This window comes from Neptuniibacter sp. QD48_11, assembly GCF_047778095.1.
Classification (GTDB): domain Bacteria; phylum Pseudomonadota; class Gammaproteobacteria; order Pseudomonadales; family Balneatricaceae; genus Neptuniibacter.
In genome coordinates this window covers 2,472,812-2,491,573 of record NZ_CP180551.1, presented here as the reverse complement: position 1 = coordinate 2,491,573, position 18,762 = coordinate 2,472,812, and the positions used below count along the sequence as shown (strand labels likewise).

Genomic DNA, 18,762 nt, shown 5'->3' with positions numbered 1-18,762 from the left:
CAATGAGTCAAAAGAGGCAGTTACTGATTGATACTGCGTTAAAGCTTTTTTACAGAAATGGCATTAATTCCATCGGTATAAATGAAATTTTAAAGTCGTCAGGGGTTGCTAAACGTACCCTTTATAATCATTTCGAAAGTAAAGATGCATTGGTGTTGGCAGCCTTGGAGCAGAGGCATGACAACTTTATGGCTTGGTTAGAGAAAAAGCTGGTTGGTACTCAATCTGAAACAGATGTAATTGAAGCTGTGTTTAATGCGTTAAATGGTTGGTTTAAGGGCTTGGAAGCAGAACTAGGAGATTTTCGAGGCTGCTTTTTTATTAATACTTCAGCCGAGTTTAGTGATGTTGAATGTGAAATATCTCAATACTGTGGCTACCACAAACAAGAGGTTAGAAATTTAATCCAGAAGTATTTAGGGAAGGGGAATCCTGATCTTTTGGATGCAATTTGTATTATGCAAGAAGGGGCTATTACGATGGCCTATATGACAGGTAATTGCGACGAAATTACTGATAAAAGCATCGAAATTCTTAAAAAGATCTAATGTCGAATTTTATTTTTAAGCAGTTGCTGTTGCATGTAAACCATTCTTAATTTGTAAACTAAAAATTATACATGGTCATCAATAAATCGTAGTTGATGGCCATGAACCCTTTCGAAAAGTTCTGCTTTTGTAGGGCCTGCACCTAGAGGGTAATTGGTAATGGAAAGCGCTTTTCCATACTTTTTTGTCAATTCCGCGATAATTTGGGTATCAGATAAATTTGAGTAGTTTTCATTGAAGTCACTACTCTTAGCAAAATACCGCCAACCGTTTTCGGCAAAAGAAGCAATGAGCTTTCCTTGATGTTCTATGACGGTTGATTGTGGGATCGTTGCTTGTTCATAAAGTATCTTTTGCTCCTCTTCCGTGCTCAAAATTTGTAGTTCTTTCGGATCAAATACTGAATGAATTTGGTTTAACTCAACTTTGTTTGAGTCTATTTTATAACTATTAGCTTGATTAATAGGGTAATTCGATGGGACTTTCATCTGCGCTTATCCTTGTTGCTGTATACCCAAGTGGGGCACGAGCCACATAGAGTAGCGTTGTTGCTAGAAGTTATTTACACCATAAGTCCATAAAAAAGCGACGTTACTCCAAAGTTAAAGTATGGAATCTACTGCGAGGTGTGGAGCTAATTAGAAAGTTCCCCTTTGGTTCGGACTACTCAATCCTTCTTTGTAGCTTGCTTGAAATACTGGTCATAAAGCTTTTGTGTGTAACCCTCTTGTTTCAGTTGATCCAATGCTTGGTAAAACTGATAAGCGACTGAGTCTTTGTCCACTATGGTGTAAAAGTTCTTAATACTGATTTCGTCATCAGGTGAAAAGTTAGGGTTTGGATATTCAGAAAAGAGTTTGGACTTGCGGGAGAATCCCATATTCATCGGAATAAAAGCTTGGTTGATCGCATTGTGGTGGATCTTTATCCCGATATCTTCATATCTATCTAAGTAATTTACTTTCTTATAGTGATCTACGATCTCGATATCAGCAATGTAAAAGTCACCTCTACCTGTTTTGAGTGCTTCGATGACCTTTTCCATGGATAGCTTGCCCATCTGAGAAATGGTCAACTTAGGGTAGATTTGGTTCCATTCCAGCTTACTGCTTGAGAGTTCAACAATAAGCCGTCCTTCAATCCCATCCATGGATTTTATTTCAGGTCGATTATCTAGGGATATGAGTACCTCTTTTGTTTGCAGTCCATTTGGAAGATAGAAAATATAGCCTGTTCTCTTTTGTGAGAAAGAGGAACCGGGATAGAAATCGACTGTTCCCCTCGAGAGCTCAAAATGAAGCCGCTTTTTGGGGATTCTGACAACAACTAGCTCATAGCCGATACGTTCCGCTGCTTTTTCAAAGAGGTCTAAATAAAGCCCTGAATTATCCCCGTTGCTTCCAATTAAAGGAGGTTTAGCAATCGCTTTGTAGCCCATAATGATAGTTTTCTCATTAGCGTTAGCTATGGGTGACAGTGCGAATAACAGGAGAAACAGCGATAGAAAATACTTCATATTTTTCTCTGAGTTTAAGCCGAAGGTCAGCTTTCTGAAAAGCTGAAACTACTTCCAGTATAGCTAACATTATTTTTTGCGAAGCGTAAATGGGTCGTTCTCCCCCTTGGTTTATACCCTTGCATTTTGTCCGTTAATAATTGCGCCAAATTGGTGCAGTATACTTGCGTTATTAAGTGTAATTTTTTGTAGTTAATGACCTAAAAGGCAAGCCTTGAGATGAGTAAGACATCGTTCTTCGACGGTATGAATATTAGTAAAAAGCTGAGAATCAACTTTTTGTTAATTGGGTTGATTCCATTTGCCGTATTGGCTTTGATCGCTATCTATAAAGCGAGTAGCTCCTTATCGGAGCAAAGTTACCAACAGTTAGATGCCGTGCGCGGTATTAAAACTAAACAAATCGAAAATTTTTTTGAAGTGAGTAAGCGCGATGTCATTGGGCTCTCTAATGTTGTCGCTACCTTTATCAAAACTGATTCATTGTCCGACGTTCTTTTGGAGGTCAATGTTGAGGGTAAAAACTTATTTTCAAAATACTTAGATAGCTATGGTTACTATGACCTGTTCTTGATTGAGCCTGATGGCTTTATCTCTTATACCGTGGCTTTAGAAGCGGATTATCAAACCAACTTAATGTCTGGGCAGTACAAAGATTCCAACTTAGGCGATCTTTTTAGAAAGGTAGTTGAGACTGAATCATACGCGATAGTTGATTTTGAGCCTTATGCACCGAGTAATGGTGCGCCTGCTGGGTTTATTGGAGCGCCAGTGTTTAATGATGCTGGAGAGTTGATACAAGTTGTTGCTTTACAAATTCCTCTTGATCCTATCAATAAGATCATGGGAATCCGCGAAGGTATGGGTGAGAGTGGAGAGTCCTATCTGGTGGGATCTGACTACCTCATGCGTTCTGATTCCTACCTGGATCCGGTAAATCATTCAGTAGAAGCATCTTTTGCAAATCCTAAAAAAGGGAGCGTCAAAACGGAAGCGGTTAAGGATGCATTGAGTGGCCAAACAGGCAGTCGTTTAATCGTCGATTACAACGGTAACCCAGTATTGTCGTCATTCACACGTTTAGATCTTGATGGGGTTCATTGGGCTCTATTAGTTGAAATAGATGAAGCCGAAGCCTTTGCTGCAGTCTCAACGCTAAAACTCTGGATAGCGATCATTGGTGTTCTCGGCGCTACCGCGATTATCGTCCTTGCTTGGAAAATCTCTGCAGGTATTACACGACCAATCCAACTCTTATCGAAAACCATTTCGGATGTTGAAGAAAAAGGTGATTTTTCAGCTCGATTACCCGTGAATTCGCAAGATGAAATTGGTCAGGCAAGCCTTGCCGTAAATACTTTATTGGAGATGACTCAACAAGCGTTAGCAGATACTAAGCAAGTTATGAGTCAGATGGCTGAGGGTAACTTTTCAATGCGGGTTAAGCGTAATTTGAAAGGTGATCTAGCCGATCTCAAAACAGCGATTAATCAGAGTGCCGATCAAACTGAAGCAAGTATGCACGCGATTGGTCAGTTGATGGAGCAACTCTCTGCGGGTGAATTTGATAGCCAGATCGATACTAAACTACCGGGCCAATATCAGGTCATGTTGACTATTACTCAGGATGCTATGGCAAATATTGGTAGTGCGGTAGCGAGTGTGAATAACATCATGGCTGCGATGGCTAAGGGGAATTTCGATGGCCGTATTAATGATGTTCTTCCAGGGCAATTAAATACGCTTAAAGAAAATCTGAATGATTCTTTAGAAACGATCAGTGCTGCTACCGCTGAGGTGGTCCGAGTTTCAGATCTTCAAGCACAAGGTAATTTAGTTGCCAGGGTTCAAGGAAAGTACTCAGGCCGATTTGAAGAGTTGCAGGCGTCTATTAACTTCGGTCAGCAAAGTATGGGGACGCTCGTTAAAGAGGTAAGAAACGCTGTGCTCGATGTCTCTGGGGCTACTAAAGAAATTTCGCTAGGTAACCATGATCTTTCAGAGCGCACTCAGCAACAAGCTGCTGCTTTGGAAGAAAGTAGTGCATGTATGGAGAAGATCAGCATTGCAGGACGCAGTACAGCAGGTGATGCTCAAAAGGCCAAGCAAGTGACTGATCAAGCTCAGGATTTATCTCAGCAAGGTACTGAGGTGATGGCTCGTGCTATCGATGCAATGACAGAAATTAAAGACTCCAGCAAACGCATCAACGAGATTACCGGTTTAATTGATAGCATCGCTTTCCAAACCAACTTATTAGCGCTTAATGCAGCGGTAGAAGCTGCTAGGGCAGGTGAACAAGGTCGCGGCTTTGCGGTTGTAGCGAGCGAAGTTCGTCAACTATCGCAACGCTCAGCTCAAGCGGCCAATGATATTAAAAAGTTGATTGCTGACACCGAGGAAAGGATTGAAGAGGGATCTGATCAAGTACAACTTTCTTCTGAATCTTTACAAGGTATTACCGAGAGTATTCAGCAAATGTCACAATTGGTAGGTCAGATCTCAGCCACCAGTAAAAATCAGGCCGACAGTATCGATTCAGTTAGTGGTTCTATCATCTCTATCGACAATTCAACTCAGCAAAATGCGGCATTGGTTGAAGAGGTTTCTGCTGCTGCCGAATCGATGCATGATCAAGCAAATCGTTTAAATGAATTGATGACACGTTTTACCACGGAAGATTAAGGCTGTTTTCAGAAAAATCATGCAAACTTAGCGGGCGTAAATTTATTTAGGGATGAAAATGAAAAAACTATTATTGGTTGCAGCGCTGTTAGGTTTGTCTGCTTGTAGTGATGAGCAGGAAGTTGGGGATGTATCGCTTGGAGTTTTAACTACTAAGGATATTAAGATCAGTGTATTGGTTGACCCAATAGTAACAGGCGTTACTTGTCATGTGGCAAGTATCGAAGCAGACTTGGACTTTGCTGATCCAAGTGATTCGTCCATTGCCTGCCGTCGCACAGGGATTATTAATAAAGCGATGCTTGAGAAAATCGATAAATCTAAATCAGGTGAAGTGGTTTTTAAACAGTCGAAAAGTATCTTCTTTAAATCGATGAAAATCCGCCGTATCTACGACCCTAAATCGCAAACCTTAATGTATGTCTCCTACTCCACCAAGGAAACATCGGGTAGTTATAAGCACAGCTTGTCTACTGTACCTCTTTGGGGAACAGAGGCGTATCAGAAAACCAAGTAAATTAGCTGTTTTGGTACTCTGTAAACCATTGTTCTAGGTCGCTAATCGGCATTGGTTTTGCGATGTAATAGCCTTGCTGGAAGTCACAGCCTGCTTCAATAAGTAGGTTGTGCTGTTCTTCTGTCTCGACCCCTTCTGCAACTACCGTAATCTCTTGGAAGTGGCATAGGTCTACCAAGCCTTTTGCCAGTGTTTGTTTCTCGGGTAGGGTGATTCTATTTACCAGCTCGCGGTCAAATTTGATGATATCCACTGGATAATCAACCATCTGCATCAGGCTGGTATAGCCCGTACCGAAATCATCGATGGCGATTTGGAAGCCTAATTTTTGTAGCTCACTCAACCAACCTAAGGCATTCTGTTCTTGGTTTAAGGCGAAAGTTTCTGTGATCTCTAAAATAATTTTATTCAGCGGGATCTGCGTATTTGTACTCAGCTTTTTTAGTGTTTTTATAAAACGTTCCGACCCTATTTCCGCGGAAGATATATTTATAGAAAGCTCAAACTGTTCTCCGAACAGTTCACCTAATTCGGGAAGGTCATTGAGGGCTTTACAGGCTACCCAGAGATCAATCTTTTCAAAAATACCTGTACTTTCCGCAATTGGAATAAATAGGTCAGGTGGGACAAAACCGAGTTCTTTTGAGTGCCAACGTAATAGGGCTTCACATCCTTTGATCGAGCCATCTTGGTTGATGATTGGCATATAGTTGAGAGTAAACTCTTTGTCGGGATTTAAGTTCTTTAACTTAGTTTCAATCTCTTTTCTTTGACGGTCACGTTTAGCCAGCTCTTTTGAATAGACCGCTTGTTTGTTTTTACCGGATTTCTTGGCTTGATACATAGCTAAATCAGCATTGGAGATTAGCTGGGATAATGTATGGCCGTCCTGTGGGTAAGTTGCTAAGCCGATGCTGGCAGTAACTGGAAAGTGCCCTAATTCAAAGTGATAACCGTCGGCGAATAGGTGCAGGATCTTCTCGCATAGTTTCAGTGCTTGTTCGGTTGATACATTTGGCAGCAGAACTATAAATTCATCGCCAGATAGGCGAAATGCTTGAGGAAGCTCCGCGTCGAATTTTTTTGCGGTAATGTTGATAATGTTATTTAAACGCAGGGCTACGGCTTGGAGTAATTTATCCCCCACCTCATGGCCGTACTTATCATTTACAAATTTAAAGTTATCTAAGTCTAGATAGATCAAGCTTATAACACTTTCGCTTTTTTCGGCTTCCGCTATTTGATGAGATGCTGTCTCGTAAAAAGCTGCGCGGTTGGGTAGCTGAGTCAGTGCATCTGTTCGAGATTGCTGGTGGCTTTTTTGATAAGACTGATGCAGTTGTTCATAGAGATTGTGGAACTTTCGGCCGAGTCGACCGATTTCATCATCAGATTGTGGGGCATCAATATTTTGTCTTTCATGCGTCGTGATCTCCGTGAGCTGTTGATCCAGTTGAGATATTGGCGCAGTGATAAATTTACGGATCAACAGTTGCAACAGAGTGAAGGTAATTAGTGATCCTAAAATTACAATAAATAGTAAGCGTTGTTTAAGGTTGGCTAGTAGATTACCCAAATAAGAAGGTGAGGGTGTTATACCTAAATAATAATTCGATTTGAGCTGAATATTTGCATACAGCTTATTGGCTTGAGGTTGATTGTACTTATCGGTAAATACAACGATCGCTTGGAACTCTTGTTGTACTTCTTTTAATAAAGTATCAAAGGCGCTGGGCTTTGCAGCAATGATGACTTTATATGTGTCTTCCAGTTGCACGATCAACGGGGTAGTGAGAGTGCGTGAATCGATCGCAATTCCCTGTTGCATAATGGTGCCATGCGATTGAAAGTGGTGTTCCCAAATATTTAGTTTCTTTTCTTCTTGAATATTTTCGGCTAAACGAAGTTGTTCATCTCGAATGGTAGAAAAAGGATCAGTGCTGTTTTCTATGTAAAAAAGAACATCATCATTTTCATCTAAAACAGCTAGGGAAATGAATTCGGTTAAATTATTGAAATAGCGCTCGATCGCTGATTCTAAGTTATTCGTTAGCATTCGATCCCGGTAAATATTGCTGGTGTCTCGAATAAAGTTTTCTAGGGTTTCCCCTTCAAGTAAAGAAACAAGATAAGCATCTAGAAAACGATCATAGGTCGAGAATTCAGAGTGCAGCGCGCTTAAGCGAAGATTGAGTTTGTGTTGCTCTAATTTTTGAATAGATTGGCTTTGTTGTTCGTACGCAAACAAGGCGGCTAGCGCATAGCTGACAAAAATAATCGGAAGTATGAGAAAGCTAGCGCGTTTGTTTAGATTCATGAATATTAACTATAGCATTCGTGATTCGTAGACGTTGTTTGATGTTCTCATTACTTAGCTTTTTGTAGAGTTCACTTTTGTTTTGGATCGCTTGGCTAGGGAAAACTTCAGGGTTATTTCTAAACTCTTCTGATAATTCTTTCAGTGCTGCCTCATTCGGGGTTGCGTAGTGAAGACGTTCAGCATTTTTGGCAGCAACTTTAGGTTGGTTTAAATACTCGATGAAATTTAGTGCTGTTTCGACATTTGTAGAGTTAGAAGGTATCGCCAAACAGTCGACCCACAACACTGTACCTTCTTCAGGGACAACGTATTTCCAAAGCCCCTCTTGACCAACTTTTTCATTCATTGCTAATTGATCACCGCCATATCCCACAGCCATATATAGTTGATCCGCTTTAGGTGAAGATTCTATAAATGTAATGGGATAGTCGTATGTCAAAACATAATCAACTTGCTGTTTTAAGCTGTTAAATGTTTTCTTTAATGTTTCTAAATTGTCAGTATTAAGAGGATCACCATTCATGAAGAGGACTGGAGCTAAGAGATCGGTATAGTCATTAAGCATACCTATATGACCTTTGAGGTCCTCTGAAGGCTGAATTATCTCTTTCCACGAGCGTGGTGGAGTTACCTTATCTGAACGGTAAATAATGCCGAATGTTCCCCAAAAGTAGGGGACTGCATATTTTCCACAACGTTCTCGCCAAAAACTCCCCATCAGCTCAATACTAGGTAAATTTTGTTCGTTAATTTCTACAAATCGTCCTTCTTCTCCAAAGCGCTCTGCAACGATTTCATCAACAACTGCTATATCAATATTGTGCTGATTTGCTTCTAGTAGGAGTGCATCACGTTTTTCATCGCTATCAAACTTGATTACCTCAACAGTATGACCCGTGCTGCTTTCCCACTCTTGTTCTACTTGGGGGTCGAGATAAGCATCCCAGTTGAGCATTTGAATAGTTTCAGCTTTGAGCTGAAGAGGGAGGAGTAATAGTAAAAAATACCAATAACGTCGCATACCAGACTCTCATTATTATTATTTTTGATCGGGCTCAATTAGCATTATCTTTTTTATAGCAGCCTTCGAGCGCTATTGATAGAGGCTTATTCGGAGTTTGGAATATTAAGAATTAGAGATAAGGGAATGGAGTGCGAAGAGTGGTAATGGCCTGAGGCCATTACCACTTTGTCGAGATTACACTTGGAAATGCTGTACCTGTTGGCGAAGCTCTCTTGCCAAAGATGCCAGTTGTTCACTGTTATTTGCTGTAAGTGTTGCACCGCCTTGAGTTTGTTCTGCAATCATCGAGATATTGTTGAGGTTGTTACTCATCTCTTCCGCTACTTGGCTTTGTTGCTGAACCACTTCGGCTACAGCGCTGTTCATCTCCATTATTTGCTGAACATTAAGAACGATATCATTAAGGTGTTCACCTGCAGAAGCAGCACGATCTATACAGTTTTGTGCTTCTGAGTGACTACTGCTCATCATGCTAACGGCACCCTGGCAAGCTGTTTTTAAACGGTCATTTAGCGATTGAATCTGATCTGTTGATTCAGAGGTGCGCTTAGCCAGAACGCGTACCTCATCTGCAACAACGGCAAATCCTCGGCCTTGCTCACCTGCTCTGGCCGCTTCAATTGCGGCATTCAAAGCAAGTAGATTGGTCTGATCGGATATATCTCGGATAACGCTCAGAATGCTCTCTACTTGCAGCGTGTCTTGCTCGAGTTTTGTAATTACATCGGCTTGGGACTGGACTTGCGCGGCTAAATCATTAATTGCAGAAATGGTAGTTTTTACTATTTCATCACCTAAGCGTGCGGTGCTTTCTGCTTGAACGGTGATTTCTGCCGTTTGTTGAGCATTGTTAGCTACATCTTGAGCTGTGGCTGACATCTCTTGCATAGCTGTGGCTAACAACTGAGTCTCCCCATGTTGCTGTTTAACTCCCGCAGAAGTTTGTTCTGTTGTTGAAGCCATCTGTTCAGCCGAACTCAAAATGTGGTGGCTGGAGTTTGTTAACTTTTGAATCAACTGTTGTTGGATATCTAAGGTATGATTAATTGCTTTACTGACATCGCCAAGCTCATCTTGGTTTTGAATATCAATGCGAGCCATCAGTTTACCTTTAGCTACATTTTCCATCACTTCAGTCATGTGACTCAGTGGCTTAGTTATAGAACGGGAAATGATACTTGATAGCCAAACTACGAATGGGATTACAATAGCCAGAAATACTAAAGCCTCTGTAAGTCTTGAATAGAAACTAGCATCTAAATCATCAACATAGACGCCGGTACCGATCACCCAACCCCAAGGTTCAAAAAGCTTAAAGTAGGATATTTTTTCTACTGCGATACTCTTGCCAGGGCGAGGCCAAAGATAGTCTTCATAGCCTTCGTTGTTTTGACGGGCTGTATTGGCGATATTCGTAAACAGGGCTTTACCTTGGCCGTCTTTAAAACTACTCATATCTTTGCCATCAAGTTCAGGCTTGATGGGATGCATTATCATCCGAGCGTCAAGGTCATTGATCCATACATAGTTATCATTGTCATAACGCATAGCTTGCAGGGCTGATAGCGCATGTTTTTGAGCTGCGGTTTGGTTCAGAACACCAGAAGCCTGTTGCTGCTGGTAATGCTCAATAATGCTATATGCCATGGAGACAGCATGATTAGATTGTAGTTTACGTTCGTGTAATAAATCTGATCTGTATTCCCAGAGGTCGTATGCTTTCATCGCGATACTAACACTCAGTAATAACAGGATGATTGCTGTTAACTTGTGCGTAACAGACATCTTAGTGACAACCATCGTACTTAGACCCTTTGATAATTAGGTTATATCGAATTTCTGCTCTTTAGTGGTTAATCGATAATCACTTTATATTAGGGATCTTATAAGTAATCGAAGGTATTGTTTTTATGATGCTTTCTGGGGGATTTTTAGGCGTAAATAACCTTTTGAAATTAAAGGTTAATATGCGGTTTTGTAAACAGTTGTTTGAATGTGTGTAAAGCAGGCTTATAGAATTGGGATAAGCCTGCATAACACGTGTTTATTTAACTTATTAAGCAATAAATTCGAGTGAGTAACTCTGATGGCGGTGTATTTTTAGGGTCGTTGAGATACTCCTCGAATGGTGGGAAGTTTGCTGCTTCCATACCGCTTTGTGGTAGCCACTCCCCAAAAAGCCAATCATATGGTTTCTCTAGCTCTGAATAGGGGCCTTTAAATACAATCGTTACACATTTGCCAGAAGGTATTTCTAAATATTCAGGTTGATCTTCAATGTTGGCTTTTATGGGAGCTTCAACGGTCAAGCAGGCATGTGATCGTAGCTCGGATTTGTCAACGCTACCCGGGTCGTTGTAGTAAATACCAAACGAACGGGTTTCGTCTGTGACAAGATTGTGGGTGCCGGCAAACATAAATAGTTTTTCAAATGCCTGCCCAATCTCCATGTAGTCACCCCGATGTTCATATCCGATCAGACCTTGCTTTTCTATATCAATAAATTCGACATCAAACATATTCCTTCGCTCCTGCGCTATGTGAGGGATCTTAGCCTGAAAACTATCTTCGATTACTGATGGCTGTTTATAGCGAGCTCGATATTGACTGGGTGTTTCTTCGTACTGTTTATGAAACGCACGGCTAAATGCTTCCAAGCTGGTATAGGAAACTGATTGTGCAATGGTCAGTATCGAGTTATCAGTCCGAATAAGTTCTGAAGCTGCTTTTTGTAGGCGAAGACGTCGCACCGTAGCATTGATGTTTTCATCAGCGACTTTTCGATAGATTCGATGGAAGTGGTAGGGAGACATAGCGGCAATATCTGCTAGCTTGTTTACATCCAAATCCTTCTCTAAGTTATCGTAGATATAGTCGATCACTTTACATAAGCGTCGTCTGTAGCTGTTTCCGGTACTTCGTTTCATGATGTCTCCTCCTATCTCCATGCTATAGGAGCTCTATCTGATAATGTTTGCGCAATTTAGATTAGTATTGATTGGAGTAAAGGTTAAGATTTTAACTTATTGAAATATTGAGGGTTTATTCTTGAGGGTGAGTTAATAATCCTAGGATTGATAAGGATATTGTGTTACCAATGTACGTTACGAGGTTTTAATTATTAATTGAGAATAATAGTGAATAGACAGAAGCGTATTAGTTTCTATAGTTAACTTAGCACCCAATTGTAGTTGTGAAGTTATAGTCTGTCTGGAGTAGATTATGTTTCATCAGGTCTTAAAGTTCTTTCTCGTTTCGTTTTCTTCTATCTTATTCGTGCTGGGACTTACTGGCTGTACTGAGAAAGAAGCAAAAGTGTATACCTGGCAGCTGCAGTCTCAAGCGACTGAAACCAGTATCGATTTTAAAGAGCTAAAGCGCTTTGCTGCTAATGTTAAAGCGATGAGCGGCGGCCGATTTATTATTAAGCCTCATCCAGGTGGCGTAATTACCGGTGGGCCAGATATCTACAATGCGGTCAAAGAGCGCCGTGTCGAAATGGGTAATGGCTGGCCGAACTGGTGGTCGGGGCAGCACCCTGCTTGGGCACTTATGAATGCAGGGCCCTTTGATTTTATGAATCTTGATGGCTCAATGATGTTCTTCTATGCGGGAGAAGGTCAGCGATTAGCTAATGAACTTTCTGGCCCCGATGGCTTGATGTGGCGCCCTGCGTGGTGGGCAGGGATGGAGTTCGGATTGTTGTCAAAAACAGAGATCAAAGGCTTAGATGATCTGCATGCAAAAAAGATTCGCATCGGACCTGGTTTGCCTGGTGAAGTTTTAGCGGCAGCTGCAGGTGCTTATACGCTGCCAACTGTACCTCAAGAGATACGTCCTGCTTTGGAAAACGGAGACTTAGATGCAGTAGAATGGACCACAGCAGGTGGGGCCTGGAACCTTGGTTTACATGACATTAGTAAGCACGCCATTGTTCCTGCAATATGGCAGCCATCTGTTCTAGCAGATTTTCTAATTAACAAAGAAGCATTTGATGAATTACCTCCAGATCTGCAAGCCATTCTCGAAACAGCAATTAAATCCTATACTTTAACCACCACATTAAAGGCTAAAACGGAAGATTTTGAGGCCTTTAATCTATTCTTAGCGAATGATTTTAATATCAATAAATGGAGTCCAGCGGATATCGAGCGTTGGAGAATCGTCTCAGATAGTATTTTGGATGACTACGCTTCTCGCGATCCATTAAGTAAGAAAATCATTGAGAAAAAACAAGAGTTCAAGGAAGCATACAACAACTATTATCAGTGGTTTGGACCATACGATAAATAATGTTTAGTAGACTGACCGTTCGTCTCCTTGTCATTCTGAGTTTAATCACTTTCTTAGTAATGACTGTATTTGTGATCGTGCGATTTAGCGTAGCTTCCGAATTGATGCAGAGTAATCTGCAAGAAAGGGGCCTCTCTGTTGCTGAGCGAGTCGCCAACTCGGTTAGGCCTACTATCTGGAACGTCTATAAAAAAGCTTATGACCGCACCTATTCGGTAGAGCTGGCCTCTGCCATCCTTGATTCTGAAATGGCATCGCCCTTTGTTGAGGGCATTAAGGTCTACGGTAATTTCGGCCATCTTTATATGGGGCGAATCAAAATTGATGGAGAGATTCGTCAGTTTGAGGATAAGAAACACGCAGTGGCATGGGGCGGTTTTGATAATCGAATTCGATACCCTATAAAAACCGGTGAGGTTAGTATCGGCAATGTTGAGGTGAGCTACAGCGATAAGGCCCTTTCTGAAAGCCTTTATCAAAATCTTATTGTAGAAATCACACAAGTGGCGGTTGTAAGTCTACTTTTTGTAGGCTCTCTCTATATCATTCTGAGATTTGCTCTAGTTTCCCCTATGCGTTCACTACAGGTAGCGCAACAAGCTTTAGATGCATTAGATGAAGCCGTGTTGGTGACTAATGAGCATGGCCGTTTAGTAGATATCAATCCTGCTTATAGCAAGATCACTTTTTTCGAGGAGAAGGAAATCTTAGGGTTGCTTCCCGATATTCAGCCTTTCGATGAGAAAGGTGTGGATTTCAGAGCAATGATAGATGATAAATTCCTTGTTGATGGTAGTTGGTCAGGTGAAGTGATCGGCCGGAAAAAAGATGGTAGCACGTTCCCTGGTTGGCTTAACCTTAACAGGGTAGAGAGACAAGATGATAAGGTCACTTATGTAGGTGTATTGTCCGATATTGCGGATAAAAAAGAAGCAGAAGCAAAACTGCATGCTTTGGCTTATTACGACTCGCTAACCGAGATGCCCAATCGTCACTCTTTCTTAATGCGTTTAGACGAAGAGATTAAACGTGCTCGCCGGGAGAAATCCAAAGTTGGTTTACTCTATTTAGATCTAGATAATTTTAAATGGGCCAATGACCAGTTTGGTCATGCAGTTGGCGATAAGCTCCTGATCAGCGCTGCAGAAAAGTTTAAAAAACGCCTGCGCGATTCGGATATTTTGTATCGTATAGGTGGTGATGAGTTCACCGTGATTGTTACTCACTTTGATGATGCGACCGATCTTATTGGTCTTGCTGATGATCTTGTCGCTCAGGCTGGTGAAAACTTTGTTATTGATGGCCATGTGATGAAACCGGGGGCCAGCGTCGGTATCTCTACGTTCCCTAATGATTCTGACAATGGCAAAGACCTGATTATTCAGGCGGATACAGCGATGTATCAGGCGAAAGAGGCAGGCCGAGGACAGGTTCGGTTTTTCTCCTCGGATTTGGAGCTTCAACGGCAAGCCCAGCAAAGGATTGAGCAGGAACTAAAACAAGCGCTAAGTAAAAATGAGCTGCAGCTATTCTATCAGCCTAAAGTGCGAATCCAAGATGGCGAGTATGTATACAACAGCGCCGAAGCCCTAATTCGTTGGTTGGATGACGGCGAGGTGGTTTACTATCCTGATCAATTCATCGAGATAGCAGAAAAAAGCGATCTGATTTGCGATCTAGGTTATTGGGTCATTTTCCAAGTCTGCAAGCAGTTAGCCAAATGGAAAGAGGAGGGCATTGTTGGACATAAAATCGCGATTAACCTTTCTCCTCGTCAGCTTAAAGACGCCAACCTTTTTGACTACCTTTTAGAGCGAATGACACGCTTTGACATCGACCCTGGTCAACTTGAGTTAGAAATTACTGAATACGCAGTTATAGAGAATATTGAGCATTCAGTGAGTACTCTGAAGAAGCTAAAAACTTTAGGGGTATCCATTGCGATGGATGACTTTGGGACTGGTTACTCTTCTTTGAGTTATCTGAAACAGTTGCCTGTTGATGTTTTGAAAATTGACCGATCTTTTATTCATACGTTGCCATTTGAACAAGGTGATATAGCGATTGTTAATGCGATTTTTTCAATGGCTGAAGCATTAAATATAGAAGTGGTAGCAGAAGGTGTTGAAACTTCAGATCAGTTGGAATTTTTGATCCGACATCGATGCCATATGGCGCAGGGGTACTATTTCTCACCTCCGATAGCACCAGAGAAATATGCCGTTTGGCTAACTGAGCACACTAAGGCTAATGAAAACGATGCATAGATGATCTTATCGGTAGAGCTCTTCTTCAGAATATAAACGCTCTAGTTGTTGGCGTTCTACTTTCTTTAGACTTTTCACTACTAAGCCATAAGAACGATCAATAAGGCGTTCGATCTCTTTTGTCGGCATAGAAGCTTTTAAAACAACGCTGATCCAGTGTTTCTTAGACATGTGGTAAGCACTTCGTACTTCTGGGAAAACATCCCTAAGCATCATCGCTTCTTCAGGATCGCATTTCAGATTAATGAAATGACAATCCGCGAATTCAGGCCCAAGCTCTTTACCTTTTGACCCACACTGACCTAACAGAGCAAACATTTTACCTTTAACCTTAAAGACCGGTACATCGGGCATAAAGGGGAATTCTAGTTGTGATTCCGGACGGGATAGACAGTATTCTTGAGCGCTTTTCGCATCCATGTGTTTTGCCAATGATCTGAATGGTGATGAAAAATAAAACCCTGCTTCAGACATAATGCCTGATTTAAGCAGGGTTTAGCTATACCAGACAGATTACTTCATCGCTTGTTCTGTCAGGATATGTTCGTAAGAGAACAAGTGATGGCTGTCTTTATAAGGTGCATGGCAAGCTGCACAAGCAGTTAGATCTTTGTTGGCGCGTTTGCCATCAGGCTTAAATGCAGCAAAATCCCAGTCATCATTGCCCATGCCTTTAGGGTATTCAGCTGCAGCACCTTCACGGCGTTCCATTACCGCTACCAGTGCGAATTTATCTTTAAGGCGCTGACCGAGTTTAGAGGTAAGCACATTACCTTCGGCATCTTTTTTCGCTTTATACACTTCTGCCACAATGACTGAACCGTATGGCAATTGCCCATTTTCCTGCGTACCGCTCAGACCTTTATCGTTTATATATAAACGAATGTATTGGTCGTGATTTTGAGTACGGTTAAGAGATAAATAAGGGGTGAAATTGGTTTTGTAGTCTGCAGGGAAGTCAACCTGATCGCCTGGACCTGCCCAGCATAGAGTAGTCGTTAACATGCCTGCTGCCATAGCGGATAAGAGTTTCATATTACATCCTCACTGTATTTATTTTTGTTGTAAAAGAATCTATAAAATGCATTTATAGTACATGTTTTATATTTGATCAATGACTCCTTAGTAGGTTGGCCAAAGGTAGTTTTAGATCCCTAACTTTTAAGCTAGCTAATCCTATCTATACTTAAAAATGCTAGTGAGCCTTATGTTGTATGGAATTTTATAAATTCCTTTTATTACTTAGGGTTACTTTGTTTAAGCGTCTAAGGTTAATTTAAAGGTTAGTGCTTTAGTTTGGTTTTGCTCCTGCTTAAGTAGTGTTTTTACTGGATGCGGTTGTTCACAAGGGGCAGGAGTCGCTTTAATGCGTTAAATAGCAGATTGTTCTGTAAAGTTTTGTAGTTATACGTTGCTTTAGCACTCCTATACTTCATAAGAAAAATAACAGTGCTTTTGTCACATAAGGTGGAAGTAGCATGTCTTGGTTTGGTCGTAGTAAATCCTCTAAAAAATCAGTTGTAGATAACGATGTTATTAAGGTCCAGTCGTTAAGTAGTAGAGAAATTTCTGCTGATAATCTTGAATCCCTCAAGTTTGAGGGAGTGCCTACTGCACTGGTTTTGGCATTTATATCACCCCACTTAGACTTTGAAGGTACGGTACGTCAGTTAAAATCAGCGCTACCTGATGTTTCTAAAGTGGTTGGTATTATGACCGCTGGGGAATTAAGTTCTTGTGGCGCTAGCCTTTACCACGAAGCTGATAGTCATTGGGATCACATTGTCGTGCAGAGCTATAGCCAAGCTGTGTTTGCAGATGTTCATATCAGTTCTATCCCTCTTCATTGTGAAGATATCCGGTCTGGCAATGTCACCATGACACGTAAAGAGCGTGTTAATAAACTTGCTGCTGAGTTCAGTCGCGTTAACGTGCCTTTCGATATTAATTATCAAGATACGCTGGCGCTGACCTTTTTTGATGGCTTATCCGCGAGCGAAAACTTTTTCATGCAAGGTTTGTATGAAAGTGGTGAATTCCCTTGTTATTTCGTCGGTGGTTCGGCTGGTGGTAAGTTAGATTTCCAACAAGCGTTGGTTTATGACGGTGATCGTGTTGCGCATAACCAGGCTGTAGTGATCTTTGTTAAGTTAGCTGAAAATACCCGTTACGGTGTATTTAAGTCGCATAACTTTGAAAAAACGCCGACTTCCTTTGTTATTGCCGAATCCGATGTACATTCTCGTACTGTTAAATCTGTTATCAAAGATGGCAATTACCAATTAACCAGTATTGTCGATTTGTTATGTGAGCACTTTAACTGTTCAGCTTCTGGTTTAGGCGATGCATTGAATGGTTATTCCTTTGCGGTAGAGATCGGTGGAGAGCTATTCGTTCGTTCTATTGCCGGTATCAATGAAGCCGATGGCAGTATCGCGTTCTTTTGCGACTTAGATTTTGGTGACCGCCTATTCTTGGTCAAGGCGAAAGATTTTGCGCAAAGTACCAGTCAATCTTTCCGCAACTTTATGCATGGTAAACCAGGTAAGCCTGTAGCTATGCTGGCGAATGATTGTGTTTTACGTCGTTTAAACAATGCGATGAACTTATCTCAAGTTCATGACTTCGATGATATCAAAGTAGCTGGTTTCTCTACCTTTGGTGAGCTGCTAGGCGTACACATGAACCAAACCCTAACGGCGTTGTTCTTCTTTAAAGTACAACCGGGTGAGCAGTTTAAAGATGAGTACGCGGATAAGTTCCCGTTCCACTACAGTAACTTCCGCCAGTACTTCTTGAATTCTCGTATCAATAGTCTGGAACAGATTAACCAACTACAAAGCAACCTTGTTGAGTGCATGGGTGAGTACCGTCCGTTGCTGCGTAAGATGGTCGACAGCTTCGGTCAAGTTGCGGGTTATGCACAAAGCACTGGTAGTGTGTTGAATGACATCCAACGCAGATTCTTAGGCTTCTCCCAAGATATTGAAACACAGAGTAGTGACCGACAGGCGTTACACACTAAGGTTGAAGATCTCAAACATAATTCGGAAGAAGTGCTATCTATCTTGAGTGTTATCTCAGGTATTGCTGATCAAACTAACCTATTGGCTTTGAATGCTGCGATTGAGGCGGCACGCGCAGGCGAGGCGGGTCGAGGTTTTGCGGTAGTAGCAGATGAAGTCCGTCAGCTATCTCATAATACTCAGCAAAGTTTGGATCAGACAGGTAAAACAGTTGATGCGGTAACAAGCTCGATCAACTCTATCCGAGAAACTATTACTGATACAGAAGAGTTTATGGTGCAGATCTCTGACAGCTCAAAGAACTTGAGTTCGGAGATGCAGAGTTTGGTTGAGTCTTCTACACAAGCTGATCAGCAGGTTCGCGATAGTATTGATTATATCTCTGATGTCGAATCTGAGATGGATCACATCGACCGTGAAGTAGAAGCGATTGATCGCTTAAGGCAGTTAGATATTCAACGGTAGCTCAATTTATTGGTGAATTGAATTTTAGGGAAAGCCACACTTTTTAGTGTGGCTTTTTTATTCCTTACTATTTAGATAAAACAAACCAAGTTACGTTAGTT

The 18,762-nt window shown here is 41.4% G+C and carries 14 protein-coding genes; 6 read left to right on the top strand and 8 right to left on the bottom strand.

Annotation, left to right across the window (positions count from 1 at the left end; genetic code table 11):
- Positions 1-2 precede the first annotated feature (2 nt).
- Positions 3-548: a TetR/AcrR family transcriptional regulator gene (locus ACMXYU_RS11520; protein WP_415898771.1), complete on the top strand. Its 546-nt coding sequence runs from the start codon at positions 3-5 to the stop codon at positions 546-548.
- Between the two features lie 65 nt (positions 549-613).
- On the opposite strand, the gene ACMXYU_RS11515 is transcribed toward ACMXYU_RS11520, so the two are convergent.
- Both ACMXYU_RS11515 and ACMXYU_RS11510 read right to left on the bottom strand, forming a co-directional pair.
- A complete protein-coding gene (locus tag ACMXYU_RS11515; RefSeq protein ID WP_415898770.1) occupies positions 614-1,036 on the bottom strand; it encodes a hypothetical protein in 423 nt (140 codons plus the stop codon).
- Positions 1,037-1,215: 179 nt separating this feature from the next.
- The gene (locus ACMXYU_RS11510; protein WP_415898769.1) at positions 1,216-1,986 is read right to left on the bottom strand and encodes a substrate-binding periplasmic protein; all 771 of its coding nucleotides are present in this window, start codon (positions 1,984-1,986) and stop codon (positions 1,216-1,218) included.
- Positions 1,987-2,283: 297 nt separating this feature from the next.
- On the opposite strand from ACMXYU_RS11510, the gene ACMXYU_RS11505 reads away from it, so the two are divergent.
- Both ACMXYU_RS11505 and ACMXYU_RS11500 read left to right on the top strand, forming a co-directional pair.
- Entirely contained in the window at positions 2,284-4,749 is a 2,466-nt protein-coding gene (locus tag ACMXYU_RS11505; RefSeq protein WP_415898768.1) for a methyl-accepting chemotaxis protein, read from the top strand.
- Between the two features lie 58 nt (positions 4,750-4,807).
- A complete protein-coding gene (locus ACMXYU_RS11500; RefSeq protein ID WP_415898767.1) occupies positions 4,808-5,266 on the top strand; it encodes a CreA family protein in 459 nt (152 codons plus the stop codon).
- A 1-nt stretch (position 5,267) separates the two neighbouring features.
- Here the strand turns inward: ACMXYU_RS11500 and ACMXYU_RS11495 are convergent, their stop codons facing one another.
- The 4 genes from ACMXYU_RS11495 to ACMXYU_RS11480 form a co-directional block, all read right to left on the bottom strand.
- Positions 5,268-7,583: a putative bifunctional diguanylate cyclase/phosphodiesterase gene (locus tag ACMXYU_RS11495; protein ID WP_415898766.1), complete on the bottom strand. Its 2,316-nt coding sequence runs from the start codon at positions 7,581-7,583 to the stop codon at positions 5,268-5,270.
- On the bottom strand, positions 7,561-8,607 hold the full coding sequence (locus ACMXYU_RS11490) for a spermidine/putrescine ABC transporter substrate-binding protein (protein ID WP_415898765.1): 1,047 nt from the start codon (positions 8,605-8,607) through the stop codon (positions 7,561-7,563). The genes ACMXYU_RS11495 and ACMXYU_RS11490 overlap by 23 nt, the downstream gene beginning before the upstream one ends.
- Before the next feature lie 177 nt (positions 8,608-8,784).
- Positions 8,785-10,395: a methyl-accepting chemotaxis protein gene (locus ACMXYU_RS11485; protein WP_415898764.1), complete on the bottom strand. Its 1,611-nt coding sequence runs from the start codon at positions 10,393-10,395 to the stop codon at positions 8,785-8,787.
- A 263-nt stretch (positions 10,396-10,658) separates the two neighbouring features.
- The gene (locus tag ACMXYU_RS11480; RefSeq protein ID WP_415898763.1) at positions 10,659-11,537 is read right to left on the bottom strand and encodes an AraC family transcriptional regulator; all 879 of its coding nucleotides are present in this window, start codon (positions 11,535-11,537) and stop codon (positions 10,659-10,661) included.
- Between the two features lie 295 nt (positions 11,538-11,832).
- Between ACMXYU_RS11480 and dctP the strand changes: the two genes are divergently transcribed.
- Both dctP and ACMXYU_RS11470 read left to right on the top strand, forming a co-directional pair.
- A complete protein-coding gene (gene dctP / locus ACMXYU_RS11475) occupies positions 11,833-12,903 on the top strand; it encodes a TRAP transporter substrate-binding protein DctP (protein ID WP_415898762.1) in 1,071 nt (356 codons plus the stop codon).
- Positions 12,903-15,170: a putative bifunctional diguanylate cyclase/phosphodiesterase gene (locus tag ACMXYU_RS11470; protein ID WP_415898761.1), complete on the top strand. Its 2,268-nt coding sequence runs from the start codon at positions 12,903-12,905 to the stop codon at positions 15,168-15,170. The genes dctP and ACMXYU_RS11470 overlap by 1 nt, the downstream gene beginning before the upstream one ends.
- Before the next feature lie 6 nt (positions 15,171-15,176).
- Here ACMXYU_RS11470 and ACMXYU_RS11465 read toward each other — a convergent pair whose 3' ends face one another.
- Together ACMXYU_RS11465 and ACMXYU_RS11460 are read right to left on the bottom strand one after the other, a co-directional pair.
- Positions 15,177-15,590: an MmcQ/YjbR family DNA-binding protein gene (locus ACMXYU_RS11465; RefSeq protein WP_415898760.1), complete on the bottom strand. Its 414-nt coding sequence runs from the start codon at positions 15,588-15,590 to the stop codon at positions 15,177-15,179.
- A 93-nt stretch (positions 15,591-15,683) separates the two neighbouring features.
- Positions 15,684-16,205 (bottom strand): cytochrome P460 family protein, encoded by a 522-nt coding sequence (locus ACMXYU_RS11460; protein ID WP_415898759.1) that lies wholly within the window; start codon positions 16,203-16,205, stop codon positions 15,684-15,686.
- A gap of 443 nt (positions 16,206-16,648) precedes the next feature.
- Here ACMXYU_RS11460 and ACMXYU_RS11455 point away from each other — a divergent pair, with 443 nt between their 5' ends.
- Positions 16,649-18,661 carry a methyl-accepting chemotaxis protein gene (locus ACMXYU_RS11455; protein ID WP_415898758.1) on the top strand — a complete coding sequence of 671 codons (2,013 nt, stop codon included), beginning with the start codon at positions 16,649-16,651 and terminating at the stop codon, positions 18,659-18,661.
- Positions 18,662-18,762 lie beyond the last annotated feature (101 nt).

Excerpts from the sequence above, each read along its gene's own strand:
- ACMXYU_RS11520 (WP_415898771.1), top strand. The coding sequence starts at position 3 with ATGAGTCAAAAGAGGCAGTTACTGATTGATACTGCGTTAAAGCTTTTT.
- ACMXYU_RS11515 (WP_415898770.1), bottom strand. The coding sequence starts at position 1,036 with ATGAAAGTCCCATCGAATTACCCTATTAATCAAGCTAATAGTTATAAA.
- ACMXYU_RS11510 (WP_415898769.1), bottom strand. The coding sequence starts at position 1,986 with ATGGGCTACAAAGCGATTGCTAAACCTCCTTTAATTGGAAGCAACGGG.
- ACMXYU_RS11505 (WP_415898768.1), top strand. The coding sequence starts at position 2,284 with ATGAGTAAGACATCGTTCTTCGACGGTATGAATATTAGTAAAAAGCTG.
- ACMXYU_RS11500 (WP_415898767.1), top strand. The coding sequence starts at position 4,808 with ATGAAAAAACTATTATTGGTTGCAGCGCTGTTAGGTTTGTCTGCTTGT.
- ACMXYU_RS11495 (WP_415898766.1), bottom strand. The coding sequence starts at position 7,583 with ATGAATCTAAACAAACGCGCTAGCTTTCTCATACTTCCGATTATTTTT.
- ACMXYU_RS11490 (WP_415898765.1), bottom strand. The coding sequence starts at position 8,607 with ATGCGACGTTATTGGTATTTTTTACTATTACTCCTCCCTCTTCAGCTC.
- ACMXYU_RS11485 (WP_415898764.1), bottom strand. The coding sequence starts at position 10,395 with ATGTCTGTTACGCACAAGTTAACAGCAATCATCCTGTTATTACTGAGT.
- ACMXYU_RS11480 (WP_415898763.1), bottom strand. The coding sequence starts at position 11,537 with ATGAAACGAAGTACCGGAAACAGCTACAGACGACGCTTATGTAAAGTG.
- dctP (WP_415898762.1), top strand. The coding sequence starts at position 11,833 with ATGTTTCATCAGGTCTTAAAGTTCTTTCTCGTTTCGTTTTCTTCTATC.
- ACMXYU_RS11470 (WP_415898761.1), top strand. The coding sequence starts at position 12,903 with ATGTTTAGTAGACTGACCGTTCGTCTCCTTGTCATTCTGAGTTTAATC.
- ACMXYU_RS11465 (WP_415898760.1), bottom strand. The coding sequence starts at position 15,590 with ATGGATGCGAAAAGCGCTCAAGAATACTGTCTATCCCGTCCGGAATCA.
- ACMXYU_RS11460 (WP_415898759.1), bottom strand. The coding sequence starts at position 16,205 with ATGAAACTCTTATCCGCTATGGCAGCAGGCATGTTAACGACTACTCTA.
- ACMXYU_RS11455 (WP_415898758.1), top strand. The coding sequence starts at position 16,649 with ATGTCTTGGTTTGGTCGTAGTAAATCCTCTAAAAAATCAGTTGTAGAT.